Origin of the sequence: Brotaphodocola sp., from assembly GCF_050873065.1 — a bacterium.
Lineage (GTDB): Bacteria > Bacillota > Clostridia > Lachnospirales > Lachnospiraceae > Brotaphodocola.
Window position 1 is genome coordinate 13,526 of the sequence record NZ_JBNMIC010000001.1, and the last position, 21,038, is coordinate 34,563.

Annotated in this window: 16 protein-coding genes and 1 pseudogene; 13 read left to right on the plus strand and 4 right to left on the minus strand. The window is 49.8% G+C overall.

All coding sequences use genetic code 11. The features are described 5' to 3' along the window. Window positions 1–51: 51 nt before the first annotated feature. From ACR0QE_RS00070 to ACR0QE_RS00100, 7 genes are all read left to right on the plus strand, one after another. Window positions 52–1,275 carry a hypothetical protein gene (locus ACR0QE_RS00070; RefSeq protein ID WP_432626352.1) on the plus strand — a complete coding sequence of 408 codons (1,224 nt, stop codon included), beginning with the start codon at window positions 52–54 and terminating at the stop codon, window positions 1,273–1,275. Between the two features lie 106 nt (window positions 1,276–1,381). Then, window positions 1,382–1,555, plus strand: coding sequence for a Flp1 family type IVb pilin (locus tag ACR0QE_RS00075; RefSeq protein WP_177978374.1), 174 nt, complete (start codon window positions 1,382–1,384; stop codon window positions 1,553–1,555). Beyond that, complete coding sequence (locus ACR0QE_RS00080) at window positions 1,555–3,732, plus strand: DUF5702 domain-containing protein (protein ID WP_432626353.1); 2,178 nt, start codon at window positions 1,555–1,557, stop codon at window positions 3,730–3,732. The genes ACR0QE_RS00075 and ACR0QE_RS00080 overlap by 1 nt, the downstream gene beginning before the upstream one ends. 125 nt (window positions 3,733–3,857) lie before the next feature. Next, on the plus strand, window positions 3,858–4,730 hold the full coding sequence (locus tag ACR0QE_RS00085; RefSeq protein WP_432626354.1) for a hypothetical protein: 873 nt from the start codon (window positions 3,858–3,860) through the stop codon (window positions 4,728–4,730). A gap of 43 nt (window positions 4,731–4,773) precedes the next feature. Then, entirely contained in the window at window positions 4,774–5,232 is a 459-nt protein-coding gene (locus ACR0QE_RS00090; RefSeq protein ID WP_432626355.1) for a prepilin peptidase, read from the plus strand. A 236-nt stretch (window positions 5,233–5,468) separates the two neighbouring features. Then, complete coding sequence (locus tag ACR0QE_RS00095) at window positions 5,469–5,795, plus strand: hypothetical protein (protein ID WP_432626356.1); 327 nt, start codon at window positions 5,469–5,471, stop codon at window positions 5,793–5,795. A 12-nt stretch (window positions 5,796–5,807) separates the two neighbouring features. Further along, a complete protein-coding gene (locus ACR0QE_RS00100) occupies window positions 5,808–7,283 on the plus strand; it encodes a DUF6382 domain-containing protein (protein ID WP_432626357.1) in 1,476 nt (491 codons plus the stop codon). Window positions 7,284–7,355: 72 nt separating this feature from the next. Here the strand turns inward: ACR0QE_RS00100 and sdaAA are convergent, their stop codons facing one another. Both sdaAA and sdaAB read right to left on the minus strand, forming a co-directional pair. Further along, window positions 7,356–8,279 (minus strand): L-serine ammonia-lyase, iron-sulfur-dependent, subunit alpha, encoded by a 924-nt coding sequence (sdaAA, locus tag ACR0QE_RS00105; protein ID WP_432626358.1) that lies wholly within the window; start codon window positions 8,277–8,279, stop codon window positions 7,356–7,358. 22 nt (window positions 8,280–8,301) lie between these two features. Beyond that, the gene (sdaAB, locus tag ACR0QE_RS00110) at window positions 8,302–8,961 is read right to left on the minus strand and encodes an L-serine ammonia-lyase, iron-sulfur-dependent subunit beta (RefSeq protein WP_432626360.1); all 660 of its coding nucleotides are present in this window, start codon (window positions 8,959–8,961) and stop codon (window positions 8,302–8,304) included. 490 nt (window positions 8,962–9,451) lie between these two features. Between sdaAB and ACR0QE_RS00115 the strand changes: the two genes are divergently transcribed. The 3 genes from ACR0QE_RS00115 (at window position 9,452) to ACR0QE_RS00125 (ending at window position 13,409) form a co-directional block, all read left to right on the plus strand. Further along, window positions 9,452–11,710: a glucose PTS transporter subunit IIA gene (locus tag ACR0QE_RS00115; RefSeq protein ID WP_432626361.1), complete on the plus strand. Its 2,259-nt coding sequence runs from the start codon at window positions 9,452–9,454 to the stop codon at window positions 11,708–11,710. A gap of 120 nt (window positions 11,711–11,830) precedes the next feature. Next, window positions 11,831–12,646, plus strand: coding sequence for a PRD domain-containing protein (locus ACR0QE_RS00120; RefSeq protein ID WP_432626362.1), 816 nt, complete (start codon window positions 11,831–11,833; stop codon window positions 12,644–12,646). Window positions 12,647–12,896: 250 nt separating this feature from the next. Beyond that, on the plus strand, window positions 12,897–13,409 hold the full coding sequence (locus ACR0QE_RS00125; protein WP_432626363.1) for a QueT transporter family protein: 513 nt from the start codon (window positions 12,897–12,899) through the stop codon (window positions 13,407–13,409). A 92-nt stretch (window positions 13,410–13,501) separates the two neighbouring features. Here ACR0QE_RS00125 and ACR0QE_RS00130 read toward each other — a convergent pair whose 3' ends face one another. Both ACR0QE_RS00130 and ACR0QE_RS00135 read right to left on the minus strand, forming a co-directional pair. Next, a complete protein-coding gene (locus tag ACR0QE_RS00130) occupies window positions 13,502–14,206 on the minus strand; it encodes a hypothetical protein (RefSeq protein ID WP_432626364.1) in 705 nt (234 codons plus the stop codon). Between the two features lie 14 nt (window positions 14,207–14,220). Beyond that, window positions 14,221–17,073, minus strand: a complete 2,853-nt coding sequence (locus tag ACR0QE_RS00135; protein ID WP_432626365.1) for a transglycosylase domain-containing protein — start codon at window positions 17,071–17,073, stop codon at window positions 14,221–14,223. A 308-nt stretch (window positions 17,074–17,381) separates the two neighbouring features. On the opposite strand from ACR0QE_RS00135, the gene murC reads away from it, so the two are divergent. The 3 genes and pseudogenes from murC (at window position 17,382) to ACR0QE_RS00150 (ending at window position 21,012) form a co-directional block, all read left to right on the plus strand. Then, window positions 17,382–18,761, plus strand: coding sequence for a UDP-N-acetylmuramate--L-alanine ligase (murC, locus tag ACR0QE_RS00140; RefSeq protein WP_432626366.1), 1,380 nt, complete (start codon window positions 17,382–17,384; stop codon window positions 18,759–18,761). Window positions 18,762–19,137: 376 nt separating this feature from the next. Beyond that, window positions 19,138–19,359, plus strand: a pseudogene (locus ACR0QE_RS00145) (DnaD domain protein); the annotation flags it as partial. Between the two features lie 108 nt (window positions 19,360–19,467). After that, entirely contained in the window at window positions 19,468–21,012 is a 1,545-nt protein-coding gene (locus ACR0QE_RS00150; protein ID WP_432626501.1) for a DnaD domain protein, read from the plus strand. The last annotated feature ends 26 nt before the right edge of the window (window positions 21,013–21,038 follow it).

Sequence of the window (21,038 nt, forward strand, 5' to 3'; positions counted from 1 at the left end):
GAGAAAGTAGCGGACAGAGTTTTTAGACGGGGAGGAAGGGATGAGATAAAGTTGGGAAAAGAGGGAAGAAGGCGGTGGATTCTTCCGGGAATCTGTGTGGTGGGAAGTCTCCTGCTGTACGGCGCGCTCGTTTTTTTTGAGAAGGGGGAGCGTGAGATCATCGATAATCGTCTGGAGCGGGGCGGATATGGGGATGGAACTGCGGTTTATGAGATTCAAGTAGATGGGCTTTTGGAAGAGCCGGTTGATCTGGCTGTAGAGGTTGGAGAGCGGATTTATACAGAGCAGGAGGCGGAGCAGACATTTGAGGAGATCATGGAGGGGATGGAGGAGAAGATTCGCGGAAAGAATGCTTCTCTCATGGAAGTCCGGGAAGATCTGAAACTTCCGTCACGCTGGGAGGACTCCGGGGTCCGTCTTCTCTGGTATTCGGAAAATCCGGAGTGGATCAGCGCTGCGGGAAAAATTGAAAAAATTGTGGAAAAACCGCAGGAGGTACAGCTTCAGGTACATATGAGCGCAGGCAGATATCAGGCGGAATATTTGATTTTTCTGCGGCTGATGCCAAAGATTCAGACGGATGAGGAGGCGCTGAAATCAGGTCTGATCAGGGAGATTGCAAGAATCGATCAGGATGACCAGAGCAAACCGTGGATCGAGCTTCCCGAGACGTATGAGGGGAGAAAACTGGCGTACCGCAAGAAAGAGACAAACATGTATGCGGCGATTCCGATTCTAGGCATTGTGATGGCAGTTCTTTTGCTCAGTCAGGAAAGTGCCGAGCAGAAGAAAAAAGAGAAACTCCGGGAAAAAGAACTGCTTCTTGATTACGCGGAACTCATCTCAAAATTGATGGTCTTAATCGGTGCCGGACTGACGGTGCGGAGTGCATGGGAGCGCATGGTCAGAGATTATGAGTCAGCCGTGATCGGAAAGAGGATGAAGCGGCGGGCCGCCTATGAGGAGATGCGCCAGACATCCTTTGAACTTGCAAATGGAATCTCAGAGTCCGTCGCATTTCGGGAATTCGGGCGAAGATGCGGGGTGCAGCAGTATTTGAAACTCAGCAGCCTTTTAGAACAAAATCGCCGTTCAGGAATAAAAAATCTGCGGGCGATTCTCACGGCGGAGATGGAAGATGCATTTGAAGCACGCAAGAATCTGGCAAGAACAATGGGAGAGGAGGCGGGAACGAAACTGCTTGCACCGCTTTTTATGATGCTTGGCATTGTGATGGTGATGATTATGGTGCCGGCGATGATGTCGATGGGATAGCGTGCAGCAGATTTTAGACAGATTTCTTGAGGTATGTGCGGGTCAAGGGGAAGCAATCGAAACATGATTTTGTAGAAATTTGTAAAAACAGGAAAGGAGAACAGAGATGAGAAATGAGTTCGTTGAATTTATGCGTCAGGAAGACGGTGTCGGTGTGATTGAGGTTGTTTTGATTTTGGTGGTGCTGATTGGACTCGTTATCATCTTCAAGGAACAGATCACCAAACTGTTGAACAATATTTTCAAGGAGATTGAGAAACAGTCAAAGGAAGTATACTGATGCGGAAAGAGAGAGAACTGGGGGCCGAAGTCACGGTGTTTATCAGTCTTGTGATGATGTGTCTGTTTGCGTTTTTCTGTGTGCTTTTAGAGTCGGCGCGGACAGCGGGGGCAAGGTGGTATCTGAGGACGGTGGTTTCTTCTGCGATGGATTCCGTGTTTGCGCAGTATCATAGGGAACTGTGGGACTCATACCGCCTTTTCTTTGCAGAGTATGATGCGCCGGAGAAGATGGAGGCAGATTTTTCTTCTTATCTTCAGCCATATCTTGAGACAAAAAACTGGTACCCGATGGAAGTGACTTCTGTGACAGCGGAAAATCAGCTCTTTGCGGTGGACGATGACGCTGCCTATCTTGAAAAAGAAATTCTGGACTACATGAAATACGGATTCTGGAGATCGGAATTTCAGGCAGATGAGGCAGAGGAGATCCTTAAAAAGGGAAAGGATGCGGCGGCAGTGAAGGAGGCTGCCGCCCTCTACCGCGGCCATGCAAAACAGGCACTCAAGCTGGAGAAAGTTTTAGAGGAGATCAGCGAGAGTCTGAATCGTCAGGAAGAGTGGAAGAAGGAGGGGCTGTCGTGTCTGCGGGACTATGACGGACCGGGATTTCGAGAGAAGGCGAAGTCACTGATGAAAGAACTCGAGAAGATGCCCGGACTTGTGGAGAAATATCGGAAACAGGCGGACAAGCTTGCAGAAGATCTTGCAGCGAGCAGGAAAAAGGTGGAGGCAAAATCCGGCGAGATGAGTGCAAAGAGCATGGAGCTTCTCGAGGATGAGATCCGGGAATATGAGGATTATGTCTCTGAGGACGGCATTCGCCGCAGAGAAATCGAAGCGCTGGAAGAAAAATCGAGAGAGCAGATTGCTTTTGTGGAAGAAGTCATTGAAGAAGCAAAGGAGGTGGAGCAGGAGATTGATGACTGGGAGAGCGATGATGAGGATGACGATGAACCAGATCTCGAGGCACTGTGGAGTCCGGTAGAACGCCATTTTCGCAGACTGGAAATTCCGAGGCTTTCGTTCTCACACGGAGTCAAGGATAAGGAAAAGGAGAGACTTCTCGGAAAGGTTGAAGAACTGTTTCAGGATGGGGTGCTCACGTTGCTGATTCCAAAAGACCGGGAACTGTCAGGAAAAAAGATAGAACTGGACGGAGTGCCGTCTGCGGAACATGGGGAGAGCAGCCGGAAGAGTGGGGTGGCGGTGCGCTTTGTGGTGAATCAGTATGGAGGGATTTTTTTCAAGAATTTCTGTACCGGTCAGAAAAAGGCGGATGACAAGGAAAATTCGGGAAAACAGGAGACGGAGAAAAAGGGAGTGGAGGAGTTTTCGATCAGAGAAGCTGTGGAGGATATGAGCGAGATGCATGACATGGGTGACATGGAGCTGAACAGCGTGACGGTACATTCGGTTAATCTCGATAAAGATAAAAACCCGGGAAGTTCTTCGGGGGAATCTTCCGATACAGGTTCCAAAGAGGATGGAGACCCGGAAGACAACACGGGCAGTACAGTTACCCACCCTACAGCTTTAGATTACGAGTTGGAGTACCTGATTGCCGGAAAGGATTCGGATAAGGCAAACCTGATGGGAGCGCTCGAACGTCTTCTTGCGGTGCGGGAGGGGATCAATCTGATCCAGATTCTCTCCGATTCCCAGAAGCGATCTGAGGCTAAAAAACTGGCGATGGCGATTACCGGGGTGGCGAGTGCCTCGCCGCTCATTCTTGTGACGACCTTTCTCGTCATGTCTGTCTGGGCGCTCGGGGAGTCGCTTATGGATCTGCGAGGTCTCCTTGCGGGAAAGAAGGTTCCAATCTGGAAGAAAAAAGAGGAATGGAAATTGGAACTCTCCGCCCTGCTCTCAATCGGCGAGAACAGAAAAATTGAGGAGGGAGGAGGAAAGCGGGGGCTCTCTTATCTGTCATGGCTTAAAATCGTTTTATTGCTGGGAAACCATGTGACGCATGAATACCGCATGATGGATCTGATGGAAAAGAATCTTCAGCTTAGCCAGAGTGGATTTCGAATGAGAAACTGTCTCTATCAGAGCGAAATTCGGACAACTGTGGATGCAAAGAGAGTGTTTTTTTCCTTGGGATTTGTGGAACGCCAGGCAGGCGGGGGAGATCCGGTTTACCAGATGGAACTTTTGACAGGGCGGGTGTACTAAGGAAAATGAGTTTGGTGTTGACTAAAATTTAAGAATGGAGGCGGAGCGGCATGCCTTTTTCCATGGCAATTTTTTCGCATATCAAAAAAATAAAAATCGTGACTCTCCAAGTACGAATCCTGATCATGAAAAAAAGTTTTTGTTTATATACAAAATGTCGTGAGAAAAAGGCATGCCGCTCCGTCTCCGCTTCCATGACACTTGAGGCGGCATTGGCGCTGACTCTTTTTGTCTTTGCATCCGTGAGCCTGATTCTGCCGATGAAAATTATGACAACACAGCGGAGAATTCAGGCGGGACTGGAATCTGCCGGGGAAGACCTGTGTAAATATGGTTATCTTGCAGATGCGATTTTTAAGAAGGCAGAAGAGCTCATCCCCGGGGCAGATGAATCGGATCTGGAATTTGGCAAACGAATTTTGGAGACGGCAGCAGTTATCGCTTACGGGAAGAATGTCGCCATGTCGAAAGTGGATACCGATCAGATTCAATCGGTATCCATGATTCGCTCTTCTGTCACGGAAAATGGAAGTATTGTGGATCTTGTGATGGATTATGAGATACAGATGCCGTTCCCGGTGCTGGGATTAAAGAGCATTCAGACGACTGCGAGGAGCAGGCGGCGGGTGTGGACCGGCAAGAGTGGAATTGCCTCTTCACAAGAAGGAGGGACAGCGGAGGAAGATCCGATTGTGTATGTGGGAAAAGCAAGCACGCGCTACCACATAAGCAGGGACTGCCATTATCTTTCGAGCAAATTAACAGCTGTTCCATTTGAAGTGGTTGGAGAAAAGCGAAACACGAGCGGAGGAAAATACTATCCGTGCGCAGTCTGTGGAGCGGGGGCAGCGGCGGGAAGTACCGTCTATCTCGCATCGAGCGGGAGCAGCTATCACACGACGAGGGGATGCAGATCCCTGATCGCCTATGTGAGAGCGGTGCATCTGTCGGAGGTGAAGCATCTGGGGGCATGTTCTTACTGCGGAGCTGGCCATTGAGGATGGAGAAAATTGAAAGAAAAGTGGAGGGAGGGGAATAAAGGTGATAGGTACAGGAATTTTTGCCGGATTTCTTGCGGTTTCTGCCATTCAGGATCTGAGAAAAAAGAAAGTGGCGGCAGGAATTTATCTGTTTTTTGGAGCGCTTGCCATGATCTGGGCGGGAAACCGATTTATGCGGGCGCGGGAAACATATGTGATTTTGGATCATCTGGCAGCGGTGGTGATTGGAATCGGAATTCTGCTTGCGGGAGTGTGGTCAGAGGGAGCAGTCGGAGCGGGGGATGGATGGTTTTTCTGCATCACGGGGGTGATTCTTGGATTTTGGGAAAATATAATGTTGCTCTTGTACGGAACGCTGCTATGTGGTCTTTTTTCACTGGGATATTTTTTCTGGGGAAAGATCCATGGGATTGAGGGTGTGGGAAAGACGACGATTCCGTTTCTTCCGTTTGTCGCGGTTCCGGGAATCTGGCTGATTGCGGAGAGAGTTTCTCTGTAAGCCTAAGTTATTTTCCGGTAGATTCTGGTGGGTGGAGGAGCAAAAAAGATGGCAAGAGAGGATTAAGAGATGACAGAAAATGCTAGAAAATAACCAGAAAGTTTCACTTGTTCAATTTGACGCTCGTGGAAACTTGTCACATGATTTTCAGGGCATTCTGGGATTTCGTGAGGGGATTGGTCGGCAGAAGATCGGGAGCAGATGGGTAGAAAATGGGGAAGTGAGCAGGAAAAACGATGCGGAAAGAATTGCAAACAAAAGAAAATGGTGGATTATCTGCCTCCTACACAGTGGAGGCTGCCGGAGTCATGGCGGTTGTCCTGTTTACGATTATGATCCTGATGGGACAGGCCCTGCGGCTCAGCGGGGAGACGAGAGGAATGTTTCAGCTTCATGAGCAGGTGGAGAGGGTTCGCCATGAACCGGAACATAAGGATGACAGGAGAATTTCGGTTCAATCGGGAGGAAATGGATGGAACTTGGAGATTACGGCTCCGGTGTTTCGCCCGGAAAACTTTTTGAGGATATGGAGCCTTGCGGAAGATGTGCAGTCTGGTAAGTAAAGGATTTTAATTATGAAAATCAGTTATCGGAGAGAGATGAAACATAATTATCTGATTCTGGATCCCGAAGACCTTGAGTGGGATGGGTACGAGTGCCGGATGCTGGCGGCAAATGCCATTGAAGGAGTTCTGCGGTTCCAGATTCGGCAGATGGATGAGAGCATTTATTTCTACTATGAGATTACATCGAGGCAGCCGCTGTCGAGAATGCTGGATGGAAAATCACTCAGAGCAGAGGAACTTCGCAGTCTGGTCGTCGGGATTGCGCGGGTTGTGGATCGGATGGAGCAGTATCTCTTGAGGGAGAGCTCTGTGATGCTGACTCCGGAGTATCTGTATGTGGATCCGGAGAATTTTCGGGTCTGGCTGTGTCTGGTTCCGGGAATTCAGAGCAATTTTCCGGAAGACTATGCAAAACTTTTAGAGTATCTGCTTGGAAAGGTCGATCATCAGGATAGAGACAGTGTTGTTCTTGCATACGCACTTTATCAGGAGACTCGCAAACCGGATTATGGAATGAATGAGATTCTCCGTCTTCTGCAGAATTCCGGCTATAAAAAACAGACGGGAAAAAGTGATTTTTCTCCGGCACGTGAGAGAAATGGATGGGAGAACGATGCGGAGATCTTTTATGAGGATGAGAACGGACAGAGCGATATGGTTGAAAGTGATGGGCCAGACAGCGGAAACTTAAAGGAGGCAGAGGCATTTGGCGGAACGTGGAAGAAGAATGAGAATGAGGGTGGGAGCAGAAAAGAAATAAAGAAAGAGACAAAAAGGGAAAAGAAAAAGCGGGAGAAAGAAGAGAGACGAAGGCAAAAAAAAGAGAAGCGTGAGAAAAAAGAACAGAAAAAGCAGGGATTATGGGCGAGAATCCGGGAATGGTGGAGAAACCTCTGGGGGCGGAAAACAGAGTTTTCAGACAGGGAAAAAAGTGAGCACATTTATGTAGAAGATTTAAGTCGGGGAGAGAATGGAGAGGAGAACAATTCCTGGGAGAGGATGTTTGCATCTGAGGAAGATAATAGGATCGGACAGATGGAGAATTCTCAGTTTTCAACCTTAAAAGAGGGTCAGAGTCAGGATATTCAGGGGGAAGAGCAGGATGAGATGGACTGGTCAAAGTGTTCGTTTTCAAGTGTTGCAGAACAGGATACACTGATACTGGGAGCGCTGAACTCTGAGCAGTCGAAAGAGAATCATCGCCTGATTGCATTAGACCCGGGGCTTCAGGACATTGAACTTCGATATTACCCGTTTATTATTGGAAAACAGGAAAACCTTGTGGATTTTGTTCTTGAGCGGGATGTGGTGAGCCGTCTTCATATGAGAGTGGATTATGTGGACTCCGAGTATACGATTGAAGATCTGAATTCCACAAATGGGACGGTTGTTGCGGGAAAGATGCTTGAGGCAAATGAAACCGTGGTGGTGAGGGAGGGAGATGAGGTAAAGATTGCAGACTGCCGGTACCGGTTTGTGCTGTGATGTGCATGGAGTATTCCCAATAATTCAATTCTCAATGATTCTCAATGCAAGGCGGCAAAGCCGCCGGGGATATTATCCCCGACAGCCATTGCAGCTGCTGCATCCGGAATTGGAACCGAATACCTGCTCTAAGAGTCTCTTTCCGCTTGGAGTTGCGGCGAGTCCGCCCTCTGCCGTTTCTTTGAGTGTCGTAGACATGGCATCTCCGACTTTCTTCATTGCCCAGATGACTTCATCGGCAGGGATGGCACTCTCGATTCCCGCAAGAGCAAGCTCGGCCGCGACGAAAGCACCGGCAACACCGGAGGCATTTCTCTTGATGCAGGGAATTTCCACGAGACCGGCGACCGGATCGCAGACGAGACCGAGAATATTTTTCAGGGCGATGGCAACCGCATGTGCGACCATCTGGGGGGTACCGCCCGCCAGTTCGGTGATTGCGGCGGCAGCCATTGCAGCGGCGGAACCGCACTCAGCCTGACATCCGCCCTCGGCGCCGGCGAGGCAGGCATTTTCTGCGATTACCATTCCGACTGCGGAAGCGGTAAAAAGTGCCATGACACAGTCTTCATGGGAACAGCCCTTTTCTGCCTCCATCGTGAGAACAGCAGCCGGAAGAATGCCGCAGCTTCCGGCTGTCGGGGCAGCGACGATCCGGCCCATCGCGGCATTGAGCTCGGATACTGCCAGAGCCCGGTAGAGGGCGCCTGACATCAGAGATCCGGTCAGACTTTTGCCGGATTCAGAGACCTGCCGCATCTTGTATGCACTTCCGCCGGTCAGTCCGCTGGTGCTTCGAATGTCTTTCTCGCTTCCGGGATCGATACAGGCCGTCATAACCTGATAGTTGTTTTCCATCTGGCGAAAGACATCTTCCTCGGAGCGCTCTAATTGATCCGCCTGCTGTTTTAACACCAGTTCTGAGATGCGGGTGTTGCTTTCTGTGGCAGCATGGACGATGGATGCAATAGTGTGATAATCAAAATGAAATTCCATAATCGTTTCAAACTCCTTCCGGTCAAATTGGTTTCAGCATAGTGCTGGAGTAAATGTTATCCAGTTTCTGAATCCGCTCATTCAGTTCCTGATCAATGGTTCCCTCCAGTTCAATCGTCATGACGGCTTCTCCGCCTTTTTCGTTGCGGGAGAGACGGAAGTTGCAGATATTGGCGCCGGTCTGTGCGACTTCCTCAGTCACGGAAGCGATGGTTCCGGGAGCGTCACGGTGGAGGACAATCAGTGTGGTGTGCTGACCGGTGATGCATACATCCATGCCGTTGACTTTGGTTACAAGGATATTTCCGCCGCCGATGCTGCTTCCCTGAAGACTGACCGTGCGGTTGTTTGCATCGGTCAGAGTGATCAGCGCGGTGTTTGGATGAGCGCCGTCGATCTCGCCGGTGGTGATTTCTACGGTAAGTCCCGCTTTCACCGCAAGATCAGGTGCAAAGCGAATCCGCTCGTCGTCGGTATCCATCCCCATAATTCCGGCGATCAGAGCCTTGTCGGTACCGTGGCCGCGGTAAGTTTTGGCAAAGGAACCGTGAAGAAGGATGGAAGCGTGAACTGCCGGTGCACCGAGCAATGCCCGGGTGATCCGTCCGATTCGTGCGGCGCCGGCGGTGTGAGAACTGGAAGGACCGATCATAACCGGTCCGAGAATATCAAATACATTCATGTCTGTCTGCCCCCTAAAAGTAAGTGAATGGTATGGCTAAAAATAGTCATTGAATATCCTTTCATTATAGACGGAAAATCATATAAAAGAAAGAAAAAAGGAGAAAAATGTGAAAATCTTTTTCAAATAAACAGAGCATGTGGTTTTTGTTGTTTTTTGGGAGAATGAAATGAAGAATATAAAAAATAACAAATCTGCTTGACAGAGCTGAAATTCAAAGTTATACTGATCACGAAAATAAAAAACGGGCGTGTTACTGGTCATGCAGGCATTAACCTTTAGAGAACATTTTCCGAGTATGGGGTGTTCTCTAGGGTTAATGCCTTTTTTTGTTGCATAGGAAATTGTGTCCTATCATACAAAAAATGCTCCGCGAGAATGTTTTTGGGAGTTTGGGAAATCATAGAAAATGTTTGGAAACTGTTCTGACCGGACAGTGCATGCGGAGGACAGACCGTGACAGAGCCTGAATAAAACAAGGAGAAAGAAAATGAAAGACAAGGTATTTGGGGTGCTTCAGAGAGTGGGGCGAAGTTTCATGCTCCCGATTGCAGTTCTTCCGGTAGCAGGACTGCTGTTGGGAATCGGCAGTTCCTTCACGAACGAGACGACAATCGCAACGTATGGACTTCAGAGACTTTTAGGAAACGGAACCCTTCTTCATGCTCTGCTCGTGATCATGAGCAAGGCAGGAAATGTAATTTTTGATAATCTTCCGATTATTTTCGCAGTAGGTGTTGCAATCGGAATGGCTCAGGCGGAGAAAGAAGTTGCAGCGTTGTCCGCGATGATCGCCTTTTTCGTCATGCATGCATCGATCAATGCGACGTTGCTGATCACAGGAAAAATCCTGTCAGACGGATCGATCGCTCCGGACGTTCTTGAGGGAACGATTGCCGGTGTGTGCGGAATCCAGAGTCTGCAGATGGGTGTCTTCGGTGGAATTATTGTGGGACTTGGAGTCGCAGCACTCCACAACCGTTATCACAAGATTGTGCTTCCGAATGCACTTTCCTTCTTTGGCGGTTCCCGATTTGTTCCGATTATCTCCACCGTTGTCTATGTGGGTGTCGGAATCCTGATGTGCTTCATCTGGCCGACGGTACAGAGTGGAATTTTTGCTCTCGGCGGACTTGTCACGGGAACGGGATATTTCGGAACCCTGATCTTTGGAATCATCAAGCGTGCACTGATTCCGTTCGGTCTTCACCATGTGTTCTATATGCCATTCTGGCAGACAGCAGTCGGCGGAACGATGATGGTAGACGGAAATCTGGTTCAGGGCGGACAGAACATCTTCTTTGCACAGCTTGCATCTTCCAATGTGACACATTTCAGTGCAGAGGCAACCCGTTACTTCTCGGGTGAGTTTATTTTCATGATTTTCGGACTTCCGGGTGCGGCACTTGCGATGTATCGCTGTGCAAAACCGGAGAAGAAGAAAGCAGCCGGCGGTCTTCTGCTGAGTGCGGCGCTTGCCTGCATGTTTACCGGAATCACAGAGCCGATCGAGTTCTCTTTCCTGTTTGTGGCACCGATGCTTTTCGCCGTTCAGGTAGTGCTTGCAGGAAGTGCCTACATGATCGCTCATATTTTGAACATTGCAGTCGGTCTGACGTTCTCCGGCGGTCTTCTGGATCTGTTTATCTTCGGCGTTCTTCAGGGCAATGCAAAGACGAGCTGGATGCGCATTATTCCGGTCGGAATCATCTATTTCCTGCTTTACTACTTCATCTTCAGCTTCCTGATCAAGAAGTTTGATCTGAAGACTCCGGGGCGCGAAGATGACGATGAGGAGACAAAGCTGTATACAAAGGCAGATGTCAATGCACAGAAAGCTGCCGGAAATGCGGCAAAGGCTTCTGACTCAAACAGCCATGCAAATGGAGATACAGATGCTAAGAGTGCAGCGATTGCGAGAGGTCTTGGCGGAAAGAAGAACATTGTCTCTGTCGACTGCTGTGCGACGAGACTGCGCTGTACCGTTTCAGATTCTGAGCTTGTCGATGAGAAAGTGCTCAAGGCAACCGGTGCTGTCGGTGTGGTAAAGAAAGGTCAGGGTGTTCAGGTTATTTACGGCCCGCAGGTGACGGTAATCAAGTCGAATCTGGAAGCTTATCTGGAGAATGCTTCCGATGAGGAGACAGAGCCGCAGCCGATTAAGAGCGCAGACACCGCCGCAGACAATGGCACCGGTGACAGCACGACAGATAACACGAAGGATAACACCGCGGCAGAAGAAAAATCACCGGAGACAGAGGGATCTGGGGAGTCTGATGCTGTTGCAGAGAAAGAGATCCATGAGCTTAGCTCGCCGTTTAAGGGAACGTTGAAGCCGATCACGGAAGCACCGGATGAGGCATTTGCGAGCAAGGCGATGGGAGATGGATATCTGGTTATGCCGGAGGACGGCACAGTTGTGGCACCGGAGGACGGTGAGGTGATGTTTGTCTTCCCGAGCAAGCATGCGATCGGAATGAAGGCAGCGGACGGAACCGAGTATCTGCTTCATATCGGCGTTGACACCGTAAAGCTCGATGGAAAGGGATTCGAGGTATTTGTCAGTGATGGCCAGAAAGTGAAAAAGGGTGATAAGCTGATGGAGTTCGATCCGTCATTTATCAGAGAGAATGCGGTGAGCGATGCGTGCATCGTGATTTTCACAGGTCTGACAGAGGGACAGCAGTTGAAACTGGATGGGGAGAAGACAGTGGAGCGGCTGGAGAGAGTTGGTCAGATTTGTAAATAGGTTTTAAAACAACAAAGGGAGTATTTTTGATAGAAACAGGGAATACCTTCTGCACGTTGCGGTTCTCAGGATATCATGTATAATGATAATTGGAGATGGTAAGTGCGGGAGGTATTTTTTATGTATCGTATTGTTAAAATTCTGAACAACAACGGAATTCTGATTTTGGATGATGAGTCGAAGCAGGAACAGATTCTTCTCGGAAACGGAGTCGGCTTCGGGCATCGGATGGGAGAGCGCATGAAGGAACTTCCGGACGCGAGGAGATATGAACTTGTCTCGGAGAAGACATCCGCGCTGACGAGGGTGAATGGAATCGATCCGATTTTTATTGAGGCTTCCGGAAAGATTATTGAGGAGGCTGAGAAAATGTTAGGGACGCTTCACCACGATATTCTGATTCCGATGGCAGACCACATTGCGATGGCGGTTGCGCGTGCAAAGGAGGATAAGGAAATTCCCAATCCGTTCCGGCAGGATATAGAAGCTCTGTTTGAGGAGGAATACCGGGCTGCGAAGCGGGGAAGTGAGATTATTGAGAAGATGACGGGAGTTCGCCTTGGGGAGGACGAGACCGGTTACATCACGCTTCACATTCATTCCGGGCGTGCCGAGGAGAATGTTGCACAATCCCTTGAGACTGCGCGGATGGTCAATGAGTGCCTGGCGATGATTGAGCAGGGAATGGGGAAAAAACTTCCGCTCGCTTCCCTCGGATATAACCGGCTTGTGAGCCACGTCCGCTACATGATTGCGCGTGCCAGGAAAGGTGAGAAAGCGACGCTCGACATGGAGGACTATGCGAAGGAGACATTTCCGCAGGAGTACGCACTTGCCGATCAGATCTGCCGCAAACTTGAGGGAGAGATGCGGCTGAAATTTGAGCGGGAGGAGACGGGATATCTGGCAATCCACATCCGGAGAGTCATGGGATAAAATCATCCTTGATTTGTCGCCGTGCCTGTGATATACTCTTACCCGTTGCAAAAAGCCCTAAAAACCAAGGTCTTACAGGGCTTTCGCCGATTCCCGGCGTAAGGTTATATACCTGAGGTATATACCTTCCGCGACATTTGTCAGATGGATATGCAGACGTGCATAGCCGCCCGACTCATTGTTGCGCGAAAATGAATCGAGTGTTCGTGACCTTCCACTCGTAAAACAAAACTAGAGGAGAGAATCAAAAATGAACAGTTCTAAAAACAAAGTGCAGTTTATGACAGAAGCTGCGATGATCGCAGCAATCTACACCGTGCTGACTCTGGTGCTGGCCCCGGTATCTTACGGTCCGGTCCAGTTCCGCGTGTCGGAAGCACTGTGTGTGCTTCCTTACTTCACACCGGCAGCAATTCCGGGACTTTTCCTCGGATGTCTGATCTCAAACGGTGCAGGTATGGCGATGGGAACCACAATTCTTCCGGATGTTATTTTCGGAAGTCTGGCAACCCTGATCGGAGCATACGGTTCCTATGCACTTCGCAGAAACAAGTGGCTGGTCTGCATTCCGCCGATCGTGGCAAATGCCCTGATCATTCCGTTTGTCCTGCGCTATGCATACGGTTCTGCGGATCTGATTCCATTCATGATGGTGACCGTCGGAATCGGAGAGGTGCTCGCAGTCGGTGTACTTGGAAACCTGCTTCTGGCAGCACTTGAGAAATACAGCGGACGAATTTTCAAAAAAAATCATATCGCTTAAAGAACAAAAAATATGCCGTACAACCCGGAAAATAAACTGGGAGGTACGGCATATTTTTTATTGCTTTTATTGCGCTTATATGATCTGTCTCATCAGAGCATCTGCATATAAGCGAGCAGCTTGTTGATGGCAATCGCAGCGATGATGATCAGGATGATTAAAATAACCGCAGAGATCTTGAGGAAAAAGCGTTTGTAGTAGAGATACGCTTCTGCGAAATCCTGCTGTTCAAGTGGAGCGGGAATTCTTCCGCTCGCAAGTTTTTTCAGATAGATCCATCCGTAGATCGGAATGTTCATGCACATGAAGGTGTAAAACCAGGAGCGGATATCGTTTTCTTCATATTCCTCTTCTTCATCGTCATAGCTGTCTTCATATGTTTCCTGATATTCCGCTTCCTGATGTTTAGCTTCCGTTCCATTTTCCATCGCGTCTTTTGTCTCGTTCTCAGGATCTTCCGTTTCCTGATCCGTGTCTTTTTGAAGTGGGTCTTCCGGATCCGGGACGAGCGAGTTTGCTACCTTGCCTGCATTTCTGGAAATTTCCTCAAAATCCGGAATCGTGCCCGGAGTCCCAACGGAATCTTTTTTTAAGGTATTCTCCGCATTGCCATTTTCTTTTTCCGGCAGACTATCTGGCGGATTATCCGGCAGATGATCTGGAGACGGCTGCTCCTGCGTGGATTTATCCGGAAAATTTCCCGGATATGCCTGGGGTGGCCGGTCCGGTCTGACCGGATCGGAAGCTCCGGAAGGAGTCTGAAATGCCTTGAAGTTCTTTCTGTTTATCTTGTCCATCTCGTTCAATCCTTTCAATTTCCGTCCGGGTCTGTGGTTACAACGGGGTTGGTGGCTCCCGGGCCTGTGGTCTGAGCATTGTTCGTGTTCCACTTGCGGGATTCCTGACGAAGGGACTGCTCAAGTTTTGTCTGCTCTCCGCCGATCTGCTGCTGGTCCTGAGCCTGCTTGGCAGCCTCCTCCCGCTCTTTCTGGGCCTGCATGTTCTGCCACTGGGCTGCGGTCGGAAGCGTGGATACGCGGGCAATTGCGGCATTTAATCGATCACTGTATTCTTTTGCCTTATCAAGATCCTGTACCTCAGGCAGTTTGTTGATTGCGGTCTGAATCAGGGAGGACGCATTCGGAGCCTGGTATTCCAGATTTTCGACATCCTCGAGGGCGGTCAGGAAATCCTGACGGCGGGTTTCCGCCTCGAGCTCTTTGCGTTTTTTCACTGCATCTTCCTCAGCCTTCTTCTGGGCATCCGCTTTCTCTCTTGCCTTCTGCTGTTCGTACCGGTCAATTGTGTCCTTCATATCGGCAATGATCGGGGTGAATGTATCATACTTGGTCTCCACACGGTCAAGAAGATCTGCGCGGTCCTCGCCCTCGTCGAGCTGATTGATCTTGGCGAGAAGAGAGGTGTACTGATTCTTTACCCAGTAGGTGTCTTCAACTGTCTCGATCGTCTTGTCCTCAAATGCAGATACGGAAGTCTGAAGTTCCTCGAGCAGTTTCTGCTGTTCTTTGTCGTGAAGACTCTGCTCGGCTCTCAAGTCAGCCGTTGTGCTCATATAGTCGGTGATGCCGGTTTTCTTGTCCGCCTGCATGACGACGGTTGTCGGCATTTCCCAGTCGAGAGGTTCCTTGCCGGTGTGAATCTGGTCCATGACATTCTTCCAGATTTTTCCTGCATAAGTACTGCCGTAAATGCCCGGCATCGCACGAGGTGTGTCATAGCCGACCCACACAGCAGTGGTGTAGTAGCGGGTGTATCCGCAGAACCAGGTGTCCTTGCTGCTGTTCGTCGTTCCGGTCTTTCCGGCTGCCGGCATGTCATTTGCAAGTGCAAGACCGCGTCCGGTTCCATAGCTTTCTGTCAGGGTACCTTTGAGGATATCGGTCAGCATGAAGGCGGAATCTTCCTGATAAACGCGGTTTGCATGATCTTTCATATCCTTTGTCAGCTCCCCTTTCTGCTCGTGCTCAATCTTCACGATGCAGGTGCGGTCATTGTAGACACCGTTGTTTGCGAGGGTGCTGTATCCCTTTGCCATGTCGACAACGCGGACACCGTTTGTGAAACCGCCGATGCTGATGGAAGGAGCGCTCTTATCGATGTAGGAGAGTTTCTGGAACTCCATCTCTCCGAGATAGTTGAGTCCGTACTCGACACCGATGTCACACAGGATCTGCCATGCGACGGTGTTGAGGCTTCGGTTCAACGCTTCGCGGACCGTGACATTGCCAAAATAGTTGCCGCCGCTGTTGGAAGGACCGTCTGCCCATTTGTGGTCATTGACGATGCGCGCCGGATAGTATTCTCCGGTGTCAAATGCCGGACCATAGTCGAGAAGAGGTTTAATTGTACTTCCCGGCTGGCGGGCGCTCAGATAAGCACGGTTGTAAATGTCCTCAGTGCCGCGTCCGCCGACAATCGCAACGACGTAATTTGTCTGATTATCGACAATGACGCCGGCGCCCTGAAGTGCAAATTTTCCGTTGTCCTGAAGCTCGGTGTAGGAAGCGAGAGTCCGGTCGATCTCAATCTGAAGCTCAGACTGGATCTGGCTGTCGAGGGAGGTGTAGATCCGGTATCCGCCGGAACGGATCTCATCGTTCTTATCGTTGTATGCAGACTGGTACGCATCCATGTACGCCTTGTAGTCATCCTTGTCGGAAAACGTGTAGCGGAATTGAAAGCCGTCAAGTGACATCAGATAGAGGGCTGCACAGTGGATTGCGTAGCTGCTCTGGTAATTTTCATCGGTTCCCTCGGACTCTTCCTGAACGATGTTTAGCGGCTGGGCTGTGTAGGAATCGTACTGTTCCTGCGTCAGATCTCCGACCTCAAGCATGCTCAAAAGGACATCGTTCCGCTTCTTTAAGGATTCTTCCGGGTGTTTGACCGGATCGTAGGCGGAGGGACTGTTGCTGATGCCGACGAGAACGGCTGCCTCATACGGCTGAAGGTCAGCTGCGGTTTTTCCGAAGTAATACCGGCTTGCGGCCTGGACACCGTAGCAGTGATGACCGTAAAAGTTCGTGTTGCAATAGAACTCCATGATGTCCGCCTTGGAGTACTTCTTTTCGATCTCCGGTGCGAGAAGGATCTCGACAATCTTTCGTGTGAAGCTTCTCTCCTGCGTCAGGTAAGTGTTTTTCACAACCTGCTGGGTGATCGTACTTCCGCCCTGTTTGATTTCGCCCTTATTTTTTACAAGGGAGAGTCCGGCACGGAAGGTTGCAATCCAGTCTACGCCGGAATGGCTCTTGAAGCGCCGGTCCTCCTGCGCAATGTAGGCGTTCTGGATGTTCATACTGATCTGATTAATCGGAACGTACTCGTAGTGTCCCGCATTGATCAGACCGATTTGCTGACCGTCCTTGTCATAGACTTCCGTGTCGGAAAGCATGCTGAAATCAGAGCGCTGCATCTGTGCCAGTTTGTCGTAGGCGACGGAGCGGCAGTGATCCAGTTCCGGACGGACCTTTGCATAAATGAGGAGCGCCACAAGCGCGCCGACGATCATGACTCCTGCCACGATCTGAAATATGCCGTTTACAAGCCAGCCGAGAATTCCGAGAATGCCTGCCGGAATCCGGGAGAGCTTTTTTGGGGGCTGCTCGCTGCGCGGTGCCTGATTTGTGCTGTTGTTTTTCATAAGCAAATACCTCGTTGAAATACTGGAATACATGGAAGTGCAGCAACGGCACAGGAACGCTGTCTGCATAACGCGCAGACGGCATTGTGACCGTTACGTTTTTCAAAGTACAGAGGTATTATAATACAAAACGGCGGAAAACGGTACAAAAACGAGGAAAACAAAGAAAAACATTGACTTTCTTTTCAAAAGGAAGTAAAAAAATAGGTGAAATCAAAGAGAAAAACAAAGAAGAAAACAATGAAAAATCTGGCTGGAATGTATTTCAAAACAGCCGGAAAGAATCAGGAAAGAAGAGGACATTTCTTATGTATCAGATAGATTTCAAAAAACCGCTGGCAGTACATTTTATCGGAATCGGAGGAATCAGCATGAGCGGACTTGCGGAGATTCTTCTCGAGGAGGGATTTCACATCAGCGGTTCTGACGCGCATGAGTCGGAACTGACGGATCAGCTTGCGGCCCACGGAGCAAAGATCATGTACGGACAGCGCGCAGAAAATATCACGGATGAGGTGGAACTTGTCGTGTACACTGCAGCCGTTCACCCGGATAACCCGGAATTTAAGGAGGCAGAGCGCCGGGGAATTCCGATGATGACCCGTGCAGATCTTCTCGGACAGATCATGAAGAATTACGGACAGGCAATCGCAGTCGCAGGTACACATGGAAAGACGACAACGACTTCGATGATTACGGAGATTCTGCTTGAGGCAAAGAAGGATCCGACCGTGACCGTCGGAGGAATCCTCCATGCGATCGGCGGAAACATCCGTGTCGGAAAATCAGATCTCTTTGTCGCAGAGGCCTGTGAGTACACGAACAGTTTTCTCTCCTTCTTCCCGACGATCGAGGTGATCCTGAATGTGGAGGCAGACCATCTGGATTTCTTTAAGGATCTCGATGACATCCGTCATTCCTTCCACCTCTTTGCGGAGAAACTTCCGGAGAGCGGACTCCTTGTCATCAGCAGCGACATTAAAAATTATCAGGAGCTGACCGCAGATCTCAAATGCCGGATTGTGACGGTTGGTCACAGCGCAGACAGCGATTACAGTGCTGCGGATATTACTTACGACGAGTATGCGCGTCCATCCTTCACGCTTATCGAGAAGGGGCAGAAGGCAGGAAGAATCACTCTGAGTGTTCCGGGAGAGCATAATGTATACAATGCTCTGGCAGCGATCGCTGTGGCGAAAGAACTCGGAATCGGCGAGGAGGAGAGCGCAGCAGGCCTGAAAGCGTTCACCGGAACAGACCGCCGTTTTGAGAAAAAGGGAGAGCTTGGCGGCATCACGATCATCGATGATTATGCACATCACCCGCAGGAGATCGCAGCGACGCTTGCAGCGGCAAAGAATTATCCGCACAAGAAGCTGTGGTGCGTTTTCCAGCCGCATACCTACACGAGAACGAAGGCATTCTTAGATGAGTTTGCCGAGGCTCTCTCGGCTGCTGACGAGGTGATTCTGGCAAAGATTTATCCGGCACGCGAGACGGATACTTTGGGCATCAGTTCCCAGGATATCGCGGACAGACTGGAGAAAATGGGCAAAAAAGTCCATTATTTCGAGACGTTCGACGAAATTGAAACATTTATTTTAGAAAATTGTTCCACCGGCGATTTGTTGATAACTATGGGCGCCGGAGACGTTGTAAAAGTTGGAGAAAAGCTTCTCGGTAAATAGTTATCCACAAAATCCACATAATTTCCGGTGTTTCGGGGCCGGAAATTATGTGGATTATTTGATTTACATAACATAATGTCTAAAAATTCTACAAACCCTTTATTTATAAGGGATTTTCGCCTTTCACACTCTGTTTTTTCATAGTTTCAAAAAAGTTATCCACAATATCCACAATATCCACAATCAAGGGTGTGGATAAGTGCTCCTATTTCTTTTTTTTTCAAGATGTGATACACTGAAAAAAACGAAAAATTCAATGTTTATACGGCTTAAAACAGGGTCTGGCACAGGTATCGTTGCCGGACCCGTGTTGCCCTTAAATAACATAAAATAGAGAATAATAGATAACCGATACGGGAAAGGACTGAGAAAGACGATGGATTTGACGTGCAAGTTTCAGATAGAGGCAACTCTGGTTGCAAATGAATTTATAGACCGGTATATGGCGGATGCGAATGGAGAATATGTGAAAGTGTATCTCTATCTGCTTCGCCATGCCTCCGAGAAACTGGATGTCGGAACCATCGCGGATGCACTCAATCACACGGAGGCGGATGTGAAGCGCGCGGTGCTCTACTGGCAGAAAGTCGGAGCGCTGAAGGGAGCCGCTGCGCTTGTCGGCCCGAAGAATACCACTATTTCAGCGAGAAGGAGTGCGGCAAAGAGTACCGCTTCCACGAGAGTCAGAAAGAGCGCTGTGCTCACGATGGAGGATCTCTTTGCGCCTGAGGATCCGGAGCCTGTGGAGAATGGAAGCACTGCGGGGGAAGCACAAGGGCAGGATTCCCAGAAGGAAGCGCAGACTGTGCCGGCGGTCAGAACTCTGATCAAGGAGGATCTCAGCCTTGCGGTGCCGAAGAGCAGAAATGATCGGGCTGACGACGTTTCCAGTCCTGCAAGCCGTGCGGGGGAGGAGAGCAGCGGAAAATATTCGCTTGGAACGAGAGGATTTCAGACTGCACGCCCCTCTCTCGGCGGTCTGTCTGCTCTTTTTGGAGAGATGCCGATTGAGCAGGTGCGGGAAAACAGCGCCAGAGTGATCGGTCAGAGAAGAGGACTGGGGGCAGGGCCGTCAGTGGAAACCTCTGAAAAAGCTTCTGAATCTGAAAAGGATTCTCAAAAGAATTTCAAGAAAGAGTCCGACAGAAAGTCTGAGGATGATTCCGGGAAGAACTCTGTGGAGAGAGTGCGGGATCTCCCAGAAACGGAGACTGTCGAGGTTTTCAAGAAAGAAACTTCTGAAAAAGAATCCGGTCATTCTGAGAGTCTGATTGATCATCTGACAAAAGTGGAGCATGAGCCGGAGAAGAAGGAGAAAGAACAGGAAGCAGGCAGCGGGCAGGACGAGAAAAGGGCAGAAACAGAAAAAATAGATTCCGGCGTGGGCGAGGGAATGAGAACGAGTGCGATCTGGGGACGGGAACCGAGAATCCGGGATGCAGTGCCGATCGCCCAGAGCGGATTGCTTGTCAAAGATCCGATAGTCGCTGATCTTCTGTCTGCAAAAACGACGGAGCCGGGGGAGACGGAGCAGTCTTCTGTGCGTCAGGAGTCCGGGACGGAGCAGGAGTCCCAGCGTTCACCGCTTGAGAATGATGAGGATTTCTCGCAGCTTCTCTATATCGCGCAGAGGTATTTAAACCGGATCTTTACGCCGAGAGATGTGGACATCTTTGCAAATCTCTATGAGGGACTCCACCTGTCTGCGGAGATGCTCGAGTATCTGGTGGAATACTGTGTTCAGAATGGCCACACGAGTGTGCGCTATATCGAGGCAGTCGGCATGAACTGGCATGAGAAGGGATTTCAGACTGTCGAGGAGGCAAGGGCATATTCGAGCGGATTTACGAAAGATGCGTTTGCGGTGATGCGCGCGTTTGGCCTGAATGACCGCAAGCCCGGAGACGGGGAGCGGGAGATGATTGAGAAATGGTTTAAGACATATGGACTCTCCCGTGAACTTGTCATTGAAGCATGCCGCAGAACGATGGAGGCGACGCACAAGCCGAGTTTCCGCTATGCAGATAAGATTCTTTCTGACTGGCGGGATGCGGGAGTGAAGACGATGGACGACGTGAACCAGATCGACGAGAAGCGGCGGGTCCAGAACAATCAGAATAATCAGAACCGGCAGAGTCCGAGGATCGCGGTCAAGGCCCCGGTCAACCGCTTCCACAATTTTGAGCAGAGAAGTACTGATTATGATTCTCTCGTGCTCGATCAGGTGAAGGGATGGCTCGGAGAGCAGTGATTTTGATTGCTTCGTATATCGAAGAT

Bases quoted from the DNA above. Each gene is read 5' to 3' on its own strand.
- ACR0QE_RS00095 (WP_432626356.1), top strand. From the start codon at position 5,469: ATGCGGAAAGAATTGCAAACAAAAGAAAATGGTGGATTATCTGCCTCC.
- ACR0QE_RS00125 (WP_432626363.1), top strand. From the start codon at position 12,897: ATGAACAGTTCTAAAAACAAAGTGCAGTTTATGACAGAAGCTGCGATG.
- ACR0QE_RS00130 (WP_432626364.1), bottom strand. From the start codon at position 14,206: ATGGACAAGATAAACAGAAAGAACTTCAAGGCATTTCAGACTCCTTCC.
- ACR0QE_RS00115 (WP_432626361.1), top strand. From the start codon at position 9,452: ATGAAAGACAAGGTATTTGGGGTGCTTCAGAGAGTGGGGCGAAGTTTC.
- ACR0QE_RS00135 (WP_432626365.1), bottom strand. From the start codon at position 17,073: ATGAAAAACAACAGCACAAATCAGGCACCGCGCAGCGAGCAGCCCCCA.
- ACR0QE_RS00150 (WP_432626501.1), top strand. From the start codon at position 19,468: ATGGAGGATCTCTTTGCGCCTGAGGATCCGGAGCCTGTGGAGAATGGA.
- ACR0QE_RS00080 (WP_432626353.1), top strand. From the start codon at position 1,555: ATGCGGAAAGAGAGAGAACTGGGGGCCGAAGTCACGGTGTTTATCAGT.
- sdaAB (WP_432626360.1), bottom strand. From the start codon at position 8,961: ATGAATGTATTTGATATTCTCGGACCGGTTATGATCGGTCCTTCCAGT.
- murC (WP_432626366.1), top strand. From the start codon at position 17,382: ATGTATCAGATAGATTTCAAAAAACCGCTGGCAGTACATTTTATCGGA.
- ACR0QE_RS00120 (WP_432626362.1), top strand. From the start codon at position 11,831: ATGTATCGTATTGTTAAAATTCTGAACAACAACGGAATTCTGATTTTG.
- ACR0QE_RS00100 (WP_432626357.1), top strand. From the start codon at position 5,808: ATGAAAATCAGTTATCGGAGAGAGATGAAACATAATTATCTGATTCTG.
- ACR0QE_RS00075 (WP_177978374.1), top strand. From the start codon at position 1,382: ATGAGAAATGAGTTCGTTGAATTTATGCGTCAGGAAGACGGTGTCGGT.
- sdaAA (WP_432626358.1), bottom strand. From the start codon at position 8,279: ATGGAATTTCATTTTGATTATCACACTATTGCATCCATCGTCCATGCT.
- ACR0QE_RS00085 (WP_432626354.1), top strand. From the start codon at position 3,858: ATGAAAAAAAGTTTTTGTTTATATACAAAATGTCGTGAGAAAAAGGCA.